Raw genomic sequence first — 18,608 nt, forward strand, 5'->3', positions numbered from 1 at the left:
CTCCCCCCGTCACCTGAACCCGATGGACGCCAACCACGCGCGACCGCCATACCATCGACGGCGACTGTGCGGTCACGATCAGGCAAGTTCAAGCCGGCATGCGAGTCCGATCGTCTGGGCCAATCCCGTTACCCGGGACTCCCCTCGAGCTCTCTGCCCAGCGCCTTCACCATCGCCACCAGCGCCGGTCCGATCTCGGCATGCGCGCGCTCTTCCGTGATGATCTCGCCGATGCCGCCGCAGGTGATGGCAACCAGCGGCGAGCCGTCACTCGGACGGAACGGCACGCCGACTGCATGGATGTAGCTGTGCCAGGCGCCGAACGACGTCACATAGCCCTTGTCGGCATACTGGGCGATCGCATCGTCGATCGCCGCCGCGATCATCGCCGCCCTGTCCGGCTCGGCCTCCTGCAAAGCCTCCACAAGGCGGGCACGCTCCTCGGATGAAAGTGCCGCCGCATAGGCCAGCCCCATCGATGTCTTCCAGATAGGCAGATAGGAGCCCGGGTTGAGGCGCAGCGTGACAAGGCTCTCCGACCGGCAGTTGGCGAGATAGACCATGTTGAGGCTGTCGCGGGTGCCAAGCGCCACCGCCGCCCCCGTCAGATCGGCCAGCGGTTGCATCAGCGGCCGGGCGACGTGGACGACCGCACTGGAACTCAGTGCCGAATAACCCAGCGCCACGGTGGCTGGTCCCAGGCTATAGCGGCCGAGGTCCTTGTCGTAGAGGAGATAGCCAAGCGCGCTTAGCGTATAGGTGATGCGCGAAACCGTGGCCTTGGGCAAGCCGGTGCGGGCAATGATGTCCTGATTGCCGAGTGAGGCATCGCCCGGGCGGAAAGCGCGCAGGATGCCGAGCCCGCGCACCAGCGACGACGAAAGCTGCGCGCCTTCGACTTCAAGCTCCGTCTCGTCCCTGGTGGCTCGCTTGCGCACGCTGAAGTCTTTCTGGCGTCGTCGTCCGCCTGTCGGGCCGGTGTCGCCGGCGTTGTATCAAAAATGAAATTAAATTCCATTTATATTGACAGGCGCTTTCCCCCACTATCAATATGCTTCCCTCGATGGCATCTCCAAGCGCCCTGTGCCATCTTACGAAGCCCCTCCTTGTGAAGGTAGCCACGTGTCTCGCTATATTTTGCGCCGGCTTATCGCCATGCCGTTTCTGGTGCTCGGCATCGTCACCATTGCCTTCCTGATCACCACGGTGACCAAGGGCGATCCGCTGACCGCGATTGTCGCCGAACAGCAGATGAGCAACCCCGAAGTGGTGGCCGCCGCCAAGGCGCGCTGGGGTCTCGATCGTCCTTTGCCGGAACGCTATATGATATATCTTGGGAATCTGCTGAGCGGCGATCTTGGCACCTCGTTCATCACCAAGCGCAATGTCGGCACCGACATTCTCTACCGCTTGCCGGCAACGCTCGAACTGGTTTTCGCTGCGATGATCTTCGGCACCACGCTCGGCATTGTGCTTGGTGTGCTGGCCGCCTATTTCCGCAACAGCCTGATTGACCATGGCGCGCGGCTGTTCGCCTTGTTCGGCTCTTCGCTGCCGGTGTTCTGGTCGGGGCTCGGCCTGTTGTTCATCTTCTCCGTCATGCTGAACTGGCTGCCGGGGCCGGGCAGGGTCGATGCCCGCCTGGCATTGCCGCCCGGCATCACGGGCTTCCTGACCATCGATTCGCTTCTGGCTGGCGACTGGACCGTCCTCAAGGACGCGCTCTGGCACCTGCTTCTGCCGGCCTTCGTGCTCGGCTGGACGGTTTCGGGCACCATATCGCGGCTGGTGCGCGCCAACATGCTGGATGTGATGAGCCGCGAGTTCGTGCTCACCGCGCGCGCCAAGGGGGCGAGCGAATTCCGCGTCGTCATTGTCCACGCGCTGCGCAACACCATGGTGCCGACCTTAACCGTCATCGGCTACTCCTTCGCCTATCTGATCACCGGCGCGGTGCTGACCGAGACCATCTTCTCCTGGCCGGGCATGGGTTCCTATGCCGTCGAGGCGGCGCGCGCGCTCGACTTCCCGGCAATCATCGGCGTTACCATCGTCGGCGGCCTCGCCTTCCTGGTCACCAATCTCATCACCGACATACTCTATGTCGTGGCCAATCCGCGCGTGAGATTGAGCTGATGTCGGCGGTCGAAACCAGATCCCGTTCCACCGCTGTTCCCGAATGGCTGACCGCGCCTTTGGTCATCGGCACGATCGTCATCCTGTTCTGGCTGTTCATGACCGTCTTCGCCAATCTGGTCGTGCAGTTCGATCCGCTCGAAATGGTCGCACGCCGGCTGCAGCCGCCGAACTGGGCGCATTGGCTGGGCACCGATGCGCTCGGCCGCGATGTGCTGGCCCGCACTCTGCACGGGGCCGCACATTCGTTGCCGATCGCGGTCCTGGTCGTCGTCTCGGCTGTGGTGATCGGCTCGCTGCTCGGCGCCATTTCCGGCTTCGTCGGCGGCCTCACCGGCGCGGCGATCATGCGGCTGGTCGACGTGACCTTGTCGTTCCCGCCGATGCTGCTCGCCATGGCCGTCGCGGCGTCGCTCGGGCCGGGCCTCGGCAATGCCGCCATCGCCATGGTGCTGGTCTGGTGGCCGGTCTACGCCCGGCTGATGCGGGCGCAGGTGCTGGAGGTGAAGGAGCGCGAGCATGTCGAGGCGGCAATCGCCGCCGGCGCCAGGCCGCGGCGCGTGCTGTTCACGCACATATTGCCGCTTTGCTGGACTCCGGTGCTGATCAGCGCGACCATGGATTTGGGCCAGGTCGTGCTGCTTGCCGCGTCGCTCAGCTTCATCGGTCTCGGCGCCACGCCGCCGACGCCTGAATGGGGCTCGATGATCTCCGATGGCGCCGTCCATTTCTATCAATGGTGGATCGCCTTCGGTCCCGGCGTCGCCATCCTCACCATCGTGCTCGGCTTCAACTTCATCGGCGACGGCTTGCGCGACATTCTCGATCCAAGGTCGGACTAGGCGATGAGCGCACAGATATCTTCAGCGCGCTCCGGCGCCGTCGACAAGGCAGGTGAGCAGGAGCCGCTGCTCTCGATTCGTGGCCTGCGCGTCGGGTTCCGGCGGGCCGGCGACCAGTTTGAAGCGGTGCGAGGCATCGACCTCGACGTCGCCAAGGGCGAGGTGGTCGGCATTGTCGGCGAGTCCGGTTCGGGCAAGTCGGTCGGCATGCTCGCCGCGCTCGGCCTGACCTCGAAGAACGCCGTGGTTACCGGCTCGGTCCGCTTCAACGGCGACGAACTGGTCGGCAAATCGTCACGCGAAATGCGCAAGATCAGGGGCGCGCGCATAGCCATGATTTTTCAGGACCCGCTGTCCTCGTTGAATCCGGTGATGACCGTCGGCGCCCAGATCGCCGAGGCGGTCAGGCTGCATCAGCGCGTCACCCGCAAACAGGCCATGGCGCGCGCGGTGGAATTGCTCAATCTGGTGGCGATCCCGCAGCCGGAGCGCCGGGTGAACCAGTATCCGCATGAATGCTCCGGCGGCATGCGCCAGCGCGCGGTCATAGCCATGGCCGTCGCCAACGATCCCGATTTGCTAATCGCCGACGAACCGACCACGGCGCTCGATGTCACGGTGCAGGCGCAGATCCTGTCGGTGCTGCGTTCGCTGCAGGAGCGGCTCGGCCTTGGCCTGGTGCTGATTACCCATGATCTCGGCGTCGTCGCCGGTCATGCCGACCGCGTCGCGGTCGTCTATTCCGGCCGCGTCGTCGAACAGGCTGGCGTGTCCGAGCTGTTCGCCGACCCGCGCCATCCCTACACGCGCGGCCTCATTGCCTCGATCCCCAACCTCGAGGAAAGCCGCGAGCGGCTGTTCTCGATCGACGGTTCGCCGCCCGCACTTGGCCGCTTGCCGGGCGGCTGCGCCTTCCATCCGCGCTGCATCTATGCCGAGGCACGCTGCCGGACCGAGGATCCGCCTTTGCACGATATTGGCGGCCGGTTCTCGGCCTGCCATTTCGCGACGACCTTGCCGCCCTTCCACAGCGCTGCGCTGGTGGCGGCCAGCCTGGACAATGGAAGCGTGAGCCCATGAGCGCAGCGGAGCAAATTCAAGTCGAAACCAAGCCGGCGGCAGCGCTTTCGGTACGCCATCTCGTCAAGGACTTTCCGGTTCGCGGCGGCCTCGTCTTCGACCGTGCCGTTGCCCATGTCCGTGCGGTCGCTGATGTCTCGTTCGACGTAGCCCCCGGCGAAACGCTGGGCCTCGTCGGTGAATCCGGTTGCGGCAAGTCGACCCTCGGGCGCTGCCTGATGCGGCTGATCGAGCCGACCAGCGGCGAAAGCTGGTTCCGGGGCCAGAACCTGCTCGCGCTCAATCACGAAGACATGCGCCTGATGCGGCGCTACATCCAGCTGGTCTTCCAGGATCCGTACGGGTCGCTGCATCCGCGCATGCGCATCGCCGACAACATCGCCGAGCCGCTGCGCATGAGCGACATGTCGGCGGCCGACCGCCGCGCGCGCGTCGCCGAACTGCTCGAACTCGTCCGGCTCAATCCCGATCACGGCAAGCGCTATCCGCACGAGCTGTCCGGCGGCCAGCGCCAGCGTGTGGTCATCGCCCGCGCGCTGGCCCTCAACCCGCAAGTGGTGATCCTCGACGAACCGGTTTCGGCGCTCGACGTTTCGGTGCAGGCTGGCGTGCTCAATTTGCTTAGGGATATTCAGCAGTCCTTCGGCACATCCTATCTGTTCATCGCACATGATCTTTCGGTCGTGCGCCACATCTCGCACCAGGTCGCGGTGATGTATCTCGGCAAGATCGTCGAGATCGCACCCGCGGCCGAGCTCTATTCGAGGGCGTTGCATCCCTATACGCAGGCGCTGCTGTCGGCGGTGCCGCTCGCCAATCCCGAGAAGGAGCGCAAGCGCGAGCGCATCGTGCTGACCGGTGACGTGCCGAGTCCGCTCAACCCGCCGTCAGGCTGCCGCTTCCGCACGCGCTGCTTCAAGGCGCAGGCGATCTGCGCTGCCGTCGAACCGCCGCTCGATCCGCCTGGCGGTTCCCATCGGGTCGCCTGTCATTTCCCGGAGCCGGTCAACACTTTAAAGGCTGTCTGACCGGTCCTCACGATTGCTGTACCCACGAAGGATATTATCGTGACTGAAGCCCAAACTGACGATGCCAGCACGGCGGGCCGTGGGCGCCTGCCGCTCGAAGGCATCAAGGTTCTCGATCTTTCGCGCGTGCTGGCCGGTCCGTGGGCGACGATGAGCTTGGCCGATCTCGGCGCCGAAGTCTGGAAGATCGAGAACATCGACGGCGGCGATGACACCAGGGCGTGGTCGGTGCCGAGCTACAAGGGTGTCTCGACCTACTATCTCTGCGCCAATCGCGGCAAGCAGAGCATCGCGCTCGACATGAAGAGCCCGCAGGGGCTGGCCATCGTGCGCGAGCTGGCGGCGAAGGCCGACATCGTCGTCGAGAATTTCCGCTCCGGCACCGCCGATCGCCTTGGCGTTGGTTTCAAGGAGCTCAGTGCCTCAAACCCACGGCTGATCTATTGCTCGATCTCCGGTTACGGCCAGACCGGCCCCGATGCCGGACGGCCCGGCTATGATTTCGTCATGCAGGCCGAAAGCGGCCTGATGGCCATCACTGGCGAGAGCAATGGCGAGCCGATGCGTGTCGGCGTCGCCATCACCGACATCGTCTGCGGCATGGTCGCCACGCAGTCGATCCTGGCAGCGCTTTTCGAGCGAACGACGACCGGCAAGGGGCAGTTCCTCGACCTGTCGCTGATCGACTGCGCGCTCAGCCTGCTGATCAATGTCGGCAGCGGTTATCTCAACACCGGCCGAGAGGTCGCCCGATACGGCAATGCCCATCCGACGGTCGTTCCCTATCAGATATTCGAAGCCTCCGATGGCAGCTTTGCGCTGGCGGTCGGCAATGACCGCCAGTTCGCGGCGCTGTGCGAGAAGGTCGTTGATCTGCCACATCTGGCTGGGGATGCGCGCTTCATCAAGGCAGGGGCGCGCGCCACCAACCGCGAGGCGCTGATCCCGCACCTCACCGCCGTCTTCAAGACCAAGCCGCGTGATCACTGGATGTCGGCCTGTGCCGCCGCCAGCGTGCCGGCCGGCACGGTAAAATCGATACCGGAAGTCTTCGATAGTCCAATGTGCGCGAACGTGGCCTCGTTCAGACCTTGCCGCATCCGCATCTCGGTTCCGTCGCCATGGTGCGCCCGGCGCAGGGACTTGCCGCGCAGTTGACCGCCGACTTCACCGCGCCACCGATGCTGGGCCAGGACACAGCTGCCGTGCTGGCCGACGTGCTCGGCTACAGCGCCGAGACCATCTACCAGTTGGTCGGCACTGGGGCTGTCAGCGTCTATGCGCCTGCCGCCGAACCGATCCCCGCCTGATCTTTCACGGAGCGTGACAGCCCTCGTCGCATTTGTGGGGTCGACTGAGTGGTTCTCTATTCAAGAGCGCGAAGAGCCGTTCCTTGTTTTGGCGCTATTCCCAAGGGAAAGCGCTATGCGGTTTTCCCGGGAAAACCGCTTCACACTTTTCCTGGAATTGCTCGGCCGGTTATTTCTGCTGGCCGTAGCTCTTGTAGCGCCCGCGAATGGCGGCGAGTTCGCTGCCCTCGATGAGCACCGGCGTGCCGGCGCTGCGCGCCAGCAGATATTGCCGCGCCAAGGTTTCGAGCTTGATGGTGCGGATGAGCGCCATGTCGAGATCGCCGCCGAAAGCGATCATGCCATGATTGGCGAGCAGGCAGGCCGACCTGTCCTTGAGCGCGACGACGGCAACCTTGGCCAGGTCGCTTGACGCGAACAGCGCATAGTCCGAACAGCGCACATCATCGCCACCGAAACCCGCGACCATGTAATGGAACAGCGGCAGTCCCTCGCGCAGGCACGATAGCGCCACGCAATGGTCGGGATGGGCATGGACGACGGCGCCGGCCTCGGGAAAGGCCTTGTAGATCTCGGCGTGCATTTCCCATTCGCTCGATGGCCTGAACGCACCGTCCCAGGCTCCATCGAGCTGCATCGCCACCATCTGCTCCGGCCGCAAGGCGCTCGTGGCTATTCCCGTCGGCGTGATCAGCATGCCGGCTGTCGTGCGCACGCTGATGTTTCCGGTGGTGCCGACATTCATCCCACTAGCGTCCAGCGTCTGCGTCGCGGTGATCAGGCTGGCGCGTGCAGTCTCGGTATCCATCACGATGCCTTTCCTGTGGTTGGCCGCATGACAGGTTTTGCCGGTGGCCATATATCGATCGCCGGCGCGACGGTGGTCGCCCGTGTCATGTCTTGCAGGACGTCGGCGAAAATATCCGGGCCGCCGAGCTTTCCCGATTTCAGCATCAGCGCCAGCGGATCGGATGGCAGGTCGGGGAGGTGGGCGATGGCGCGCGACAGTCCCGGGCCCTCATAGGCGCCCATGGCGATCCGGTCGATGCCGAGCGCCTTGACCACCGAACCGGCTGTCTCGCCGCCGGCGACGACGAGCCGGCGGACGCCGAGTTCACGCACCAGAATCTGTGCAATCCCGGCCAGGATCTCTTCCGCCCTTGCTGCCACCACATCGCGGCCGTGCGCCTGCTGCAGCGCTTCGACCGTCGCTTGCGGCGCGGTCGTGGCAATGGCGATCATCGCACCGGGCAAATGCCGCTCGGCAAAGGCACGCGCTTCGGCCATGATATCGGCGCCGGCAAAGGCGCTGGCAAGGTCGATCGTCAGCAGTGGATTGTTGCGCGCAAAACGCTCGAGCTGTTCGATGGTGCGATCGGCGACGCTGCCGGCCAGCACCGCCGCTGGGCCGTTTACGGCCGGCAGGCTGGCGGCAACGAGGTCGCCTGAATTCACCAGCCCATGCGCCAGCCAGGCCGGCGGCAGATGCGCCGCGACCGAGGAATTGCCGGTCATCAGCGGCAGGTCGAAGGCGGCTTCCGCGATCGCCGCCAGGTCGCGCTCGCGGATCGTGTCGGTGATCAGCAGCGTCTCGCCGCGCGCACTGTGCTCTCGTATGGCGTTGCGGATCGCCACGGCGCCGGCATCGACAATGAGATAGGGCACCAGCCCTGCCTTGCCCTTGCTCTGCGTCTGCAGCACGCGAACCAGATTGGAATCGGTCATCGGCGTCAGCGGATCGAATCGCTTGGGCGACTCTGCCAGCAACTGGACGCCACCGAACATATGCCCTTGATAAACGGTGCGGCCGGTTTCGCAGAGCGCCGGGGTGAACAGCGTGACGCCGCCGCCAAGCCGCTCGAGCAGCGCCTCGGCGCAAGGGCCGATATTGCCGGCGGGCGTGGAATCGAAGGTAGCGCAGTATTTGAAGAAGATCTGCCGCGCGCCCGCTGCAACCAGCCGGTCCGCGGCCTCCAGCACCTGGCGCACCGCATCGCTGGCCGCGATGACGCGGGTCTTCAGCAGGATCACGTGGGCAAGATTGCCTGATGGGATCGGCGCACTCAGTCCGACCGTGCATCCTGTTGGAATGCCGCGCGCGACCAGCATCGACGCCAGCTCGGTGCCGCCGGTCAGATCGTCGGCAATGGCGCCGAACAGCAGGGAAGGCATCGACCTGGTCATGCTACCCGTCTCATGTCTGCCGGTTTCGGGGCGGCTTGTCTCATGTCGGTGGTCAGGCCATTCGTGGTATCATATACACAGCCCCGCGACGCAGGCGCCGCCTGCGCGACTGCAAGAACGGAGAGCGGATGTGACTGCTTCTATCGCGCCGATCGCGCGCGACAATCTGACGACGCGTGTCTACGAGGAGCTTCGCCGCGCCATGATGGAAGGCCGTTTCTGGCCGGGCCATCGCTTCAAGATCCGCGACCTCGCCGCCAGCCTTCAGGTGTCTGAGACACCAGTGCGCGAGGCGCTGATGCAGCTGGTGCGCGAAAAAGGCCTGGAGATGGAGGCGGGCCGTTCGATCACCGTCGCCCAGTTGTCGCTGGCCCAGTATCTGGAACTGCGGAGCATCCGGCTGCATCTCGAAGGCATGGCGGGTGCCGCGGCAACGACGCGCATCGAGCCGCGCGAGATCGACCGTCTGGCCGCGGTGCATGACAAGCTGATTGCCAACGAGGACAATGGCCGCTGGTTCGAAGCCGTCCGCGACAATTGGGAATTCCATCACTCGATCTACCAGGCGGCGCAAATGCCGGAGTTGCTGGCCATCATCGAGGGCATCTGGCTGCGCAACGGACCGCTGGTGAACTATCAATACCCGCACGCGAGGCCGACCTATGACGGCCGCCACCGGCATCTCGACATTCTCGACGCGCTGCGCGCCCGTGACGAGAACGGCGTGCGCAAGGGCATTCAGCAGGACATGATCGAAGGCGGCCGCCTGTTGGTCAAGGTGCTCGAGCGGCTGAACGACGGTGCGGTCACGCCCGAGGAACTGCGCCGCGCGGCGCAGAACGGCCGACTGGTGTCGGCCGCCGGTTGAACGAACTTTTTCTCCGAACCGCATCGGCGCCGGTCACGCCACCTGCGCCGCGGCAGCCATGCCCGCATCGGCAGCCTGCAGGGCGAGATCTATGTCTTTTGCGGTGTGCGCGGCGCTCAGGAACATGTTGTGCCGGGGATGGAAATAGGCGCCTTCGCGCAAGGCGGCCGAGCAGAAGGCATTGGCCAGCTTGAACTCGGCATCGTCGTCGAACAGCACCATCGGCATCGACACCGGACCGGTCTGGCGCAACGACAGGCCATGCTTCTTCGCTGCCGCGTCGAGGCCTGAGCGCAGCCTGTCGCCGGCTTCGGTCATGCGGGCAATGGCGTCGGTATCGCGCAGCGTGCTGATGGTGGCGATCGCGGCGGCCATGGCGACGGCGCCGTACCAGAACGAACCCGTCACATAGATCTTGGTCGCGGCCTCGCGAAACCGGTCGGTGCCGGTGATGGCGGCCAGCGGATAACCATTGGCGATAGCCTTCGAGAAGGCGGAAAGGTCCGGCCGTACGCCGAGCGGCTCCCAGCTGCCGGCGAGGTCGATGCGGAAGCCGGCCCTGACATCGTCGACGATCAGTGCCGCGTCGGCGGCGGTAATCAGTTCGCGCGCCCGTCTGGCGAAGGCGGCTGTCGGCAATTCCTGATCTCGGGCGATGTCGTGGCGGAAAGCTGTGACGATGACGGCGGCAAGATCGCTGCCGGCCTGCTCGACGGCTGCCTCAAGGCCGGCAACGTCATTGTAGTCGAAATGGATGAGATGGGCGCGGTCCTCGGCGGTGACGCCGGCGAGCGAAGGCGTGCACCACGGCACGGCGCCGTGATAGGAGCCGCGCGCGACCAGCACCTTGCGCCGGCCGGTGCCGGCACGCGCGATTGTCACGCAGGCCGTGGTGGCGTCGGTGCCGTTCTTCTGCAGCATTGCCCAGTCGGCATGCGCGACGGTCTTGACCAGCAACTCCGCCAGCTCGACCAGAACTTCACCCGGGCCGTTCATCGCATCGCCCAGGCGACGTTGCTTCTCGGCTGCCTGTTCGACGGCCTGGTGATGGTGGCCGAGGATGTTGGGCCCCCAACTGCACATCAGGTCGATGTATTCGCGCCCATCGACGTCCCAGACCCGGCAGCCGTCGGCGCGCTCGAAGAACTGCGGATAGGCGGAGCCGAGATAGCGCGTCGCCATGTGTCCCCACATGCCGCCCGGAATGACCGAGGCCGCACGCTCGCGCAGCAACTGGTCCTTGGAGTTGATCAGGGAAGGCATAGCGAGGTCTCCGTACATTGATATATCATATATTGAGTTTGGCGCTGGAAGAACAGGATTTGCTGATCGTCCAGGATGAGAAAACGGGAGGCGTCAGGCCGCCTCCCGCATCTTTCGCTCAGTGGCTGAGTTCCGCCAGCGGCAGGTTGCAGCAGGCGCTGTAGCGCACGCCCTTGACGTCCGACTTGTAGGCCAGGATCAGGTTCGGGCTGATCAGCGGCAGGATGATCCTGTCCTTGATCATCTCCTCGCCGGCCTGGTGCCACAGCTTGGCAGCCTCGTCGCCGCTCGCCGCGAGGGCTGCCTTGTAGATATCCGCTTCCTTTGGGTTGAGCACCGACGGGTCGCGCTCCGCGCCGGCGCGGCGTGCCCACGGGCTGCCCTTGGTCATGGCGAAATAATCGATGTATTGCGAGGTGCCGTAATAGTCCGGCGCGTAGAACACCGCGGTCATCGGGATGCCGTCGCCATTGACGCGTTCGCGCCAGTTGGCGAAGGGGATCGGCTGCAGATCGAGCTTGATGTTGATCTTGGCCAGATCCTGCTGAACCTTCTGCATCAGAAGCGACAGGTCGACGCCGTAGACGTTCATGCCGGGAAACGCCGCTTCCATCTCGAAGCCGTCGGCGTGTCCGGCCTTGGCCAGAAGTTCCTTTGCCTTGGCGACGTCATAGGGCTGCGCCTCGAAGCCCGAACCGCCGGGGAAGCCGAGCGGGATCGGCGCACTGATCAACTGGCCCTCGGAGCCGATGGTGAAGTCGAGGATGCTCGGACGGTCGAGGCCGAGCGAGATCGCCTCGCGCACTTCGGGCGTCAGCGGAACCTTGTTGGCCTTGGCGCCCGGCGACAGCGCTACATAGATGAAGTTGTAGGACGGCACGGTCTCGATCTTCACGTCGCTGCCCGTCATCGTCTTGGCCGTATCCGGGTCGATCTGCATGGCGATGTCGGCGGTGCCGCTCTGCAGCATCTGCGCCTGCGCCACCGCATCCTTGGTCTGGCGGATGACGACTTCGCTCAGCGCCGGCGCCGTGCGCCAGTATTTGTCGTTGCGTGCCAGCCGCAGCTCCGAATTGGGCTCATAGGATTTCAGCACGAACGGCGCGCTGCCGGCCGAATGCGCCAGGAACCAGGCCTCGGCATTGTCTGTCGTCGAGGCTTCCGCATCGGCCTTGGCGCCGGCTTCGGAAGCAACCTTGCTGTTGACGACCGCTGCGTAGGGCGCCGCCGCGATGTTGAGGAATTCGGAGCTCGGCGCGACCATCTTGACGACCACCGTATGCGCGTCCGGGGTCTCGATCGAGGCGACATTGTCCATCAGGAACGAGGCGCTGCCCTTGAGGTTCTTCAGCCGCTCCCAGGACCATTTGACGTCCTTGGCTTCAACCGGCGAACCGTCCGAGAATTTGGCGGCCGGGTCGAGTGTGAAGGTGAAGCTGCTCTGGTCGGCATTGCCTTCCCACTTCGAGGCGAGCAGTGGGATCAGCTTGTTGTCCTTGTCGAGCGTCAGCAGGGATTCATAGACGCTGGAATTGTAGATCTGGCAGGTGTCGCAGAAGGCGCGGTGCGGGTCGAGCGAGTTGAGGTCGATGTTGCGTGCGATGACCAGCGGCTTGCTGTCCTGCGCGAACGTGGCCGGTGCCCAGAAGGCGCTGGTGGCCAGCAGCACGGCTGCCAGCATCGTCGCTCTGGTCTTGCTTCTCGGTAGGATGGTCATGTCAGTTCTCCCATTTTCTTGTCGGATCTTTGTGGCAATGCGTTCGCTCTATCCGCCCACGCCAGTGAGGGATTGAAGCGCGGCCTTGAGCTTTTCAGCGCCGCCCAGTGCGGCGCGGTTGAGCGGGGCCGATACGACGGGAGCAGAAAGGCTTCCCGTCACATGCAGGATCTCGTGATCGAGATAATCGAACACGCGATCCTGAATCTCCTGTGTCAGTCGTCCGCCAAGCGATAGCCCACGCTGCACCTGCTCGATGACGGCCACTCGGTTGGTCTTGCGGATCGAGGCTTCCACCAGCGGCCAGTCGAGCCCGGTCGGGTCGAGGCTGCGCAGGTCGATGATCTCGGCATCGGCGCCGGTCTCCTCGACCACCTGTCTGGCGACGGCAACCATGCTGGCGCTGGTGAGCAGTGTGCAGGCGCTGCCCGGCCTGACTATCTTCGCCTTGCCGAGCCGCACGCAATAGTCGCGGTCGTCCGCAGGCACAGGGCCTTCGCTCGGGAACAGTTCGACATGCTCGATGACGACGACCGGATCGTCGCATTTCAACGCTGAATTCATCAGGCCGATATAGTCGAAGGGCGTCGTCGGCGCGACGATGCGCCAGCCGGGAAACAGGGCGAACAGGCCGGACGGATCACCCGAATGCTGCGAGCCGTAGCCGGTGTGCGGCGAGACGCGCACCCTGACCACGATGGGCACCGGAAAACCGCCGCCGAACATGTGACGCACCTTGCTGACCGCGTTGAACAGCTGGTCGGCGGCAACCAGGCAGAAGTCGCCGAACATGATCTCGACGATCGGCCGCAAGCCGCAAAGCGCCGCACCCAGCGCCACCCCGACAAAACCGTTCTCGGCGATCGGCATCGCCAGCACGCGCTCCGGCCAGCGTTCCAGCGCACCTTTTGTGGCGCCCGAAACGCCGCCGCGCAGCCGGTGCACGTCCTCGCCCATGATGATGATGCGCGGATCCTGCTCCATGGCGCGAGCGATGACCTCGGACGCGGCAACCATGAATTTGACCGGCTTGGTCTCGGCCGGCGGCACGTCCTCGATCTCGAGGAAGCGCTCGCTCTTCAGTTCGGAAAGATCGCCGCGGATCTGGTTGTCGACGTCGCTTGGGTCCGGCCACAGATGATCAGGAATGCGCAGCGCGTTGCCGCTCATTTCGGTCAGCGAATCGGCAGCGGTGTTGACCACCTCCATGACGCGCTGGTCGAGTGTGCCGAGGTCCGAATCGTTCAGGATGCCCATCGTCTTCAGGCGAGCCGCCATGGTGGCAAGCGGGTCGCGCGCTTTCCAGGCGTCCTCTTCGGCCCGCGTGCGGTAGCCGAATTCGCTGCCCGGGCGGGCGCCGCTCTGATGCAGGAAGCGGTAGCAGAGCGCCTCGACCAGCACCGGGCCGCCGTCTTCCTCGATCGTCCGGCGCGCCTCGCGCATGGCGTGATGGACCGCCACCACATCCATGCCGTCGCATTCGATGCCGCGAAAGCCGAGCATAGGTCCGCGCGAGGCCAGCCGCGTCTCGCGCGTCTGCTCATTGATGTGCGTCGAGACGGCATAGAGATTGTTTTCGGCGAAAAAGATCACCGGCAGCCGGTAGAGCGCGGCAATGTTCATTGCCTCGTAGGCCGGCCCTGCCATCATCGTACCGTCGCCGAAGAAGGCGACCGAGATGTTGCCGGTTCCGAGCAGCTTGTCGGCCAGCGCGTAGCCTGCCGCATGCGGCAGGTTGCCACCGATGATGGCGCTGGTGCCAGGAATCCCTGAGCTATCGTCGCGCATATGCATCGAGCCGCCACGGCCGCCGCAATAGCCTGACTTGAGGCCCATGATCTCGGCCATCAGGCCGCGCACCGAGCCCTGCATGTCCGGGTTGAAAGCGTCATGCAGCGGGTCGAATCCGCCGGGCGTCTGCGCGTTGACAAGCTTGGCCAGCACCTGGTGATGGGCGCGGTGGGTGCCGTTGATGCGGTCACCGGTGCCGAGCACGGACATGGCGCCGACCGCCGTCGCCTCCTGGCCGATGCTGGCATGCGCCGGACCATGCACCAGCCCCGCATTGGCGAGATCGAGCACTTTTTCCTCGAAACGGCGGATGAGCAGCATCTGGTGGTACCAGCGCACCAGGCCCGAAACCTCGGCGTCGTTCCAGTCCGAATCGTCAACCTCTAGCCGCAACCAGGGCGCCGATGGCTGGATCGATGTCTGCTGGACCATGTCTATTTCCGTTCTGGTAGATGATATATCAAATATTGTCTCAGTCGATTAGGCCGTTCATTTTTCCTGGGGCACGATGCTGGCTAGAAGGTTTGCACACAAATGGAATTAAATTTCATTTTTGTGAAGAGGCAGAGACTAAGCCGGGACGGCGCGGTTCCGCAAGAGGAATTTTGAGACTGCTAGCAGGCCCCATGTCGGTTCTTCGCCCGACAGATTTTCTAACGCTATTCGATATTGGTATGATATAATCACACCGACATTATAGGAGAAATCATGGCTGCCACCGAAAAGCGCACCTTCAGCCTGCCAACAGAGCAGGCTGCTTTCATCGACCGTCTCGTTGAATCAGGAACCTATGCGACCAGCAGTGAAGTGATCCGCGCCGGGCTTCGTGCCCTGCAAGAGCGCGACGCGGCCGTAGAGCGTTGGCTGCGCGAGGAAGTCGTGCCGACCTATGACAGATGGAAGGCAGACCCTTCCCGAGTTATCCCAGCCAACCAGGCTTTTGACGACATCCGCGCTCACCACGCCGCCCGCTTTAAGAGGGATGTGTGAAGCGCCGGCATATTGTTCTGTTGCCGGAAGCCCTAGCGGACTTAAGATGGATATACGACACCATCGAGATCGCCGCCGGCAACGTCACGGCCATACGCTATATCGAGCGTATCGAAGCCTACTGCCAGGGTCTCGACTACGCCTCGGAGCGCGGAACACGCCGTGACGATCTGCGGCCGGGGCTTCGGGTTGTCGGTTTTGAGCGCCGTGTAACGGTGACCTTTACAGTGGAATCCGACCAAGTGGTGATTTTCCGTGTGTTCTATGGCGGCGCCAATTGGGAGGATGAGCTCTAACCTGCAACGGGAAAAAGCGTAAACCGCCTAGCTGTCCGAACCCCGGCTGTCAGTCGACCAGATGCTGGAAGAACTGCAAAAACAATTCCCGCTCGGTGGTGATGTCGCGCTTCTCGTAGATACGCCGGCGGTGGTTCTTGACCGTGCCGACGGTGATGCCGAGGCGCTCGGCGATGTTCGCCGTCGGGTGGCCGGCGAGGATCAACTGGACCAGCTCCCGCTCGCGCAGCGACAGCTCCGGCCACAGGCTGGCCGGAATGGTCGGCTCCTGCCGGGGCGAGGCGCCGGGGCTGGTCGGTGCCGATGTGCGGGAGAATTCGGTTCCGCGCGCCTTGATGTCGAGCGCATGCAGCGCCTCGAACACCGGCAGCCGCTCGTCCAGCAGGGCGATCTCGCTGTCCTTGAAAGAAGCGGTCGAGCGATCGAGGAAGATGCCGAGGCACCAGTCACCGCCATCGGCCAGCATGATGCCGACCTCGTCGCAGATCTCCGACTGTGCCAGGAAGCCGGCAATGTACTGGCCGCGCTTGGCCTCGTCGTCGGCGAGCCGCTTCAGCGGCATGATGCCCAGCCTTCGCTCGCGCCGCCACGAGGCATAGAACGGGTCGAAGACGTAGTAGTTGTCGAGATAGCGCCGGACCATTTCATCCGAGAAGCGCCGGTGCTTGACGAATTCCGGCGTCTGCGTCGCCGAATAGCGCGTCACCGTGACGAGGTCGTGCTCGATGTCGGCGCCGATCAGGTCGATCAGGCAGTCGACATGCCTGTCGGTGCCGGTGGCGGCGATCGCTTTGGCGAGCGGCGCCCAGATATTGTCCATGCGCATGCCCTTTTCTCGGCGATGTCAGCCCAGCCGTCATTGTGTCTTTAGGCATATGGCGCGAAGCCGCCTGTCGAATCTAGCCTGGCGTCAACCTAGACCAGATCCCGAGGCGACCGTGACCCAACCCAATCTCACCGCCCCCATCGTCGGCAATCCAATTGTCATCGGCATCGACGCCGGCGGCACCATGACCGACACGATCCTTGTCGATCAGGACGGCCACTTCAAGATCGGCAAGTCGGCGACCACGCCGAAGAACGAAGCCGAGGGCTTCCTCGCGTCTGCTGAGGACGCGGCGGATGCCTGGGGCATCTCGCTGGAATCACTGTTTTCCGGCGTCAATGTCGTGCTCTATTCCGGCACCGGCATGCTCAACACGCTGTTGTCGCGCACCGGCCGCCGGCTCGGCCTGATCACCACCAAGGGCCTCGAGGACATGATCCTGATGGGCCGCGGACTGCAGGCCTGGGCCGACTATTCCTATGCCGACCGGCTGCATGCGGTCACCCATCATCATCCCGATCCGCTGGTGCCGCGCCGCCGCACGCATGGCGTCACCGAGCGCATCGACCAGTTCGGCGACATCGTGCTGCCGCTCTACGAACACGAGGTCTCCATCGCCGCCAAAAAACTGATCGCCGACAAGGTCGAAGCGATCTGCATCATGACCATCTTCTCGCACGTCAATCCCGTGCACGAGAAGCGCATCGCCGAGATTTGCCGCGAAGAGGTGGAGGAGGCCGGCGCTGACATCATCGTCTACACCAGCCACGAGGTTCGTCCGGTCATCCGTGAGCAGTCACGGCTGAACTCGGTGCTGATCGAGGCCTACGCGACTTCGCGTGGCCGCAAGCAACTTAGGGGTATCGAGGACGTCTCGAAGAAATACGGCTTCAAGTATGGCGTGCAGACGCTGCTCTCCTTCGGCGGCCTGACCTCGATCAACCATCCGCGCCTGCATGAAACCATGATCTCCGGCCCGATCGGCGGCATTCTGGGCGCTGCCTATGTCGGCAAGCTGATCGGCAACGACTCACTGATCTGCTCGGATATGGGCGGCACCTCTTTCGACATGGGCGTCATCACGCGCGGCCAGACCCGGATCGAGAACGAGCCGCTGATGGACCGTTTCAAGCTCAACGTGCCGACGTTGCATCTCGACACGATCGGCGCCGGCGCCGGCATGATCCTCAAGGTCGACCCGCTGACCAAGAAAGTTTCGCTCGGGCCTGAAAGTGCGGGCGCCGATCCGGGTCCGATCTGCTTCGCCAGGGGCGGCACCGAGCCGACCATCGCCGACTGCGACGCCATTCTCGGCCGCCTCAACCCACACTATTTCCTGGGCGGGAAGGTCGTGCTGCAGGTCGAAAAGGCCCGCCGCGCCTTCCAGGAGAAATGCTCCGACATCCTTGGCGTCGGGCTGGAGGAAGCCGCCGAAGGCATGATCGACATGCTGGAGTCCGATGCCAACAACGCGCTGCGCCGGGTCATTTCCGGGCAAGGCATCCACCCCTCGGAATTCACACTGCTGTCCTATGGCGGCTCCGGCCCGTTGCATCTGGCCGGCTGCTCCAGGGGCATCGGCTTCAAGGACATCATCACCTTCCAGTTTGCGGCCGCCTTCTCCGCCTTCGGCTGCACCACGGCCGATTTCATGCGGCGTCATTCCGTCTCCACCCAGCACGACATCCCGTCACGTGCCGACGAGGCTACGCTGGCCGCCTTCGGCGCCAAGGTCACCACTGTCTGGGACGACCTGACCAGGGCCGCGGTCGACGAGATGATCGCCGACGGCCATGCCAGGGAGAAGATCAGGACCGTGCCGTTCCTGATGATGCGCTACACCGGCCAGCTCGAGGACGTCGAGGTCATGGCGCCGCTTGCCAAGGTCGATTCGGCCGACGACATGCGTAGGGTTATCGACGAGTTCGAGGCGGTCTATGCCAAGGTCAACCATCGCGTGTCGCGCTATGGCGAGGCCGGCTTCACCATCACCGAACTCGGGCTGATCGCCACCGCCGACAAGGTCAAGCCGGTGCTGTTCAAGCGACCGCTCGGCAAGTCGGATCCGGCAGCCGCCCACAAGGGTGTGCGCGAGGCCTATATTGGCGGGCGCTGGCACAAGGCCAATCTCTACGAGATGGACCTTTTGCAGCCAGGCCACGAAGTCATCGGCCCGGCCATCATCGAACATCCCGCCACCACGCTCGTCGTTCATCCGCAGGACCGCATCCACGTCGATGAATGGACGCTGCTGCACTATACCCACGCTTGAGAGGG

17 protein-coding genes are annotated in these 18,608 nt (G+C 64.1%); 10 read left to right on the forward strand and 7 right to left on the reverse strand.

Annotated elements, in window-relative coordinates; translation table 11 throughout:
• Positions 1–128: 128 nt before the first annotated feature.
• A complete protein-coding gene (locus NKH97_RS14685) occupies positions 129–938 on the reverse strand; it encodes an IclR family transcriptional regulator (protein ID WP_352797551.1) in 810 nt (269 codons plus the stop codon).
• 184 nt (positions 939–1,122) lie between these two features.
• Here NKH97_RS14685 and NKH97_RS14690 point away from each other — a divergent pair, with 184 nt between their 5' ends.
• The 6 genes from NKH97_RS14690 to NKH97_RS33320 are packed head-to-tail and all read left to right on the forward strand — an operon-like array spanning position 1,123 to position 6,396.
• Positions 1,123–2,136, forward strand: a complete 1,014-nt coding sequence (locus tag NKH97_RS14690; protein ID WP_352797554.1) for an ABC transporter permease — start codon at positions 1,123–1,125, stop codon at positions 2,134–2,136.
• Positions 2,136–2,978 (forward strand): ABC transporter permease, encoded by an 843-nt coding sequence (locus NKH97_RS14695; protein WP_081734862.1) that lies wholly within the window; start codon positions 2,136–2,138, stop codon positions 2,976–2,978. The genes NKH97_RS14690 and NKH97_RS14695 overlap by 1 nt, the downstream gene beginning before the upstream one ends.
• A gap of 3 nt (positions 2,979–2,981) precedes the next feature.
• Positions 2,982–4,058, forward strand: coding sequence for an ABC transporter ATP-binding protein (locus tag NKH97_RS14700; RefSeq protein WP_352797557.1), 1,077 nt, complete (start codon positions 2,982–2,984; stop codon positions 4,056–4,058).
• On the forward strand, positions 4,055–5,086 hold the full coding sequence (locus tag NKH97_RS14705) for an ABC transporter ATP-binding protein (RefSeq protein WP_352797560.1): 1,032 nt from the start codon (positions 4,055–4,057) through the stop codon (positions 5,084–5,086). The genes NKH97_RS14700 and NKH97_RS14705 overlap by 4 nt, the downstream gene beginning before the upstream one ends.
• 39 nt (positions 5,087–5,125) lie before the next feature.
• Positions 5,126–6,244, forward strand: a complete 1,119-nt coding sequence (locus tag NKH97_RS14710; protein WP_502897078.1) for a CaiB/BaiF CoA transferase family protein — start codon at positions 5,126–5,128, stop codon at positions 6,242–6,244.
• Positions 6,241–6,396 (forward strand): hypothetical protein, encoded by a 156-nt coding sequence (locus tag NKH97_RS33320; RefSeq protein WP_502897079.1) that lies wholly within the window; start codon positions 6,241–6,243, stop codon positions 6,394–6,396. The genes NKH97_RS14710 and NKH97_RS33320 overlap by 4 nt, the downstream gene beginning before the upstream one ends.
• 169 nt (positions 6,397–6,565) lie before the next feature.
• On the opposite strand, the gene NKH97_RS14715 is transcribed toward NKH97_RS33320, so the two are convergent.
• The gene (locus NKH97_RS14715; protein ID WP_352551171.1) at positions 6,566–7,204 is read right to left on the reverse strand and encodes a class II aldolase/adducin family protein; all 639 of its coding nucleotides are present in this window, start codon (positions 7,202–7,204) and stop codon (positions 6,566–6,568) included.
• Positions 7,204–8,580, reverse strand: a complete 1,377-nt coding sequence (gene otnK, locus NKH97_RS14720; protein ID WP_352797563.1) for a 3-oxo-tetronate kinase — start codon at positions 8,578–8,580, stop codon at positions 7,204–7,206. Before otnK ends, NKH97_RS14715 begins: the two co-directional genes overlap by 1 nt.
• A 130-nt stretch (positions 8,581–8,710) precedes the next feature.
• Between otnK and NKH97_RS14725 the strand changes: the two genes are divergently transcribed.
• Entirely contained in the window at positions 8,711–9,448 is a 738-nt protein-coding gene (locus tag NKH97_RS14725) for a GntR family transcriptional regulator (RefSeq protein ID WP_127289852.1), read from the forward strand.
• Positions 9,449–9,481: 33 nt separating this feature from the next.
• Here NKH97_RS14725 and NKH97_RS14730 read toward each other — a convergent pair whose 3' ends face one another.
• The 3 genes from NKH97_RS14730 to NKH97_RS14740 all read right to left on the reverse strand — a co-directional run bounded on the left by NKH97_RS14730 (position 9,482) and on the right by NKH97_RS14740 (position 14,651).
• Positions 9,482–10,711: an aminotransferase class III-fold pyridoxal phosphate-dependent enzyme gene (locus NKH97_RS14730; RefSeq protein WP_352612473.1), complete on the reverse strand. Its 1,230-nt coding sequence runs from the start codon at positions 10,709–10,711 to the stop codon at positions 9,482–9,484.
• A gap of 118 nt (positions 10,712–10,829) precedes the next feature.
• The gene (locus NKH97_RS14735) at positions 10,830–12,392 is read right to left on the reverse strand and encodes an ABC transporter substrate-binding protein (RefSeq protein ID WP_164892841.1); all 1,563 of its coding nucleotides are present in this window, start codon (positions 12,390–12,392) and stop codon (positions 10,830–10,832) included.
• A gap of 84 nt (positions 12,393–12,476) precedes the next feature.
• A complete protein-coding gene (locus NKH97_RS14740; RefSeq protein WP_352612475.1) occupies positions 12,477–14,651 on the reverse strand; it encodes an alpha-ketoacid dehydrogenase subunit alpha/beta in 2,175 nt (724 codons plus the stop codon).
• Positions 14,652–14,927: 276 nt separating this feature from the next.
• Here NKH97_RS14740 and NKH97_RS14745 point away from each other — a divergent pair, with 276 nt between their 5' ends.
• Complete coding sequence (locus NKH97_RS14745) at positions 14,928–15,209, forward strand: type II toxin-antitoxin system ParD family antitoxin (protein WP_023811572.1); 282 nt, start codon at positions 14,928–14,930, stop codon at positions 15,207–15,209.
• A 20-nt stretch (positions 15,210–15,229) separates the two neighbouring features.
• Positions 15,230–15,505, forward strand: coding sequence for a type II toxin-antitoxin system RelE/ParE family toxin (locus NKH97_RS14750; protein ID WP_348625591.1), 276 nt, complete (start codon positions 15,230–15,232; stop codon positions 15,503–15,505).
• 49 nt (positions 15,506–15,554) lie between these two features.
• Here NKH97_RS14750 and NKH97_RS14755 read toward each other — a convergent pair whose 3' ends face one another.
• Positions 15,555–16,331, reverse strand: a complete 777-nt coding sequence (locus tag NKH97_RS14755) for a helix-turn-helix transcriptional regulator (protein WP_352612477.1) — start codon at positions 16,329–16,331, stop codon at positions 15,555–15,557.
• A gap of 112 nt (positions 16,332–16,443) precedes the next feature.
• Between NKH97_RS14755 and NKH97_RS14760 the strand changes: the two genes are divergently transcribed.
• The gene (locus tag NKH97_RS14760; RefSeq protein WP_352612479.1) at positions 16,444–18,603 is read left to right on the forward strand and encodes a hydantoinase/oxoprolinase family protein; all 2,160 of its coding nucleotides are present in this window, start codon (positions 16,444–16,446) and stop codon (positions 18,601–18,603) included.
• Positions 18,604–18,608: the final 5 nt, after the last annotated feature.

Origin of the sequence: Mesorhizobium sp. M0870, from assembly GCF_040319775.1 — a bacterium.
Classification (GTDB): domain Bacteria; phylum Pseudomonadota; class Alphaproteobacteria; order Rhizobiales; family Rhizobiaceae; genus Mesorhizobium.

Excerpts from the sequence above, each read along its gene's own strand:
- NKH97_RS14705 (WP_352797560.1), top strand. The coding sequence starts at position 4,055 with ATGAGCGCAGCGGAGCAAATTCAAGTCGAAACCAAGCCGGCGGCAGCG.
- NKH97_RS14735 (WP_164892841.1), bottom strand. The coding sequence starts at position 12,392 with ATGCTGGCAGCCGTGCTGCTGGCCACCAGCGCCTTCTGGGCACCGGCC.
- otnK (WP_352797563.1), bottom strand. The coding sequence starts at position 8,580 with ATGACCAGGTCGATGCCTTCCCTGCTGTTCGGCGCCATTGCCGACGAT.
- NKH97_RS14730 (WP_352612473.1), bottom strand. The coding sequence starts at position 10,711 with ATGCCTTCCCTGATCAACTCCAAGGACCAGTTGCTGCGCGAGCGTGCG.
- NKH97_RS14745 (WP_023811572.1), top strand. The coding sequence starts at position 14,928 with ATGGCTGCCACCGAAAAGCGCACCTTCAGCCTGCCAACAGAGCAGGCT.
- NKH97_RS14700 (WP_352797557.1), top strand. The coding sequence starts at position 2,982 with ATGAGCGCACAGATATCTTCAGCGCGCTCCGGCGCCGTCGACAAGGCA.
- NKH97_RS14755 (WP_352612477.1), bottom strand. The coding sequence starts at position 16,331 with ATGCGCATGGACAATATCTGGGCGCCGCTCGCCAAAGCGATCGCCGCC.
- NKH97_RS14695 (WP_081734862.1), top strand. The coding sequence starts at position 2,136 with ATGTCGGCGGTCGAAACCAGATCCCGTTCCACCGCTGTTCCCGAATGG.
- NKH97_RS14740 (WP_352612475.1), bottom strand. The coding sequence starts at position 14,651 with ATGGTCCAGCAGACATCGATCCAGCCATCGGCGCCCTGGTTGCGGCTA.
- NKH97_RS14715 (WP_352551171.1), bottom strand. The coding sequence starts at position 7,204 with ATGGATACCGAGACTGCACGCGCCAGCCTGATCACCGCGACGCAGACG.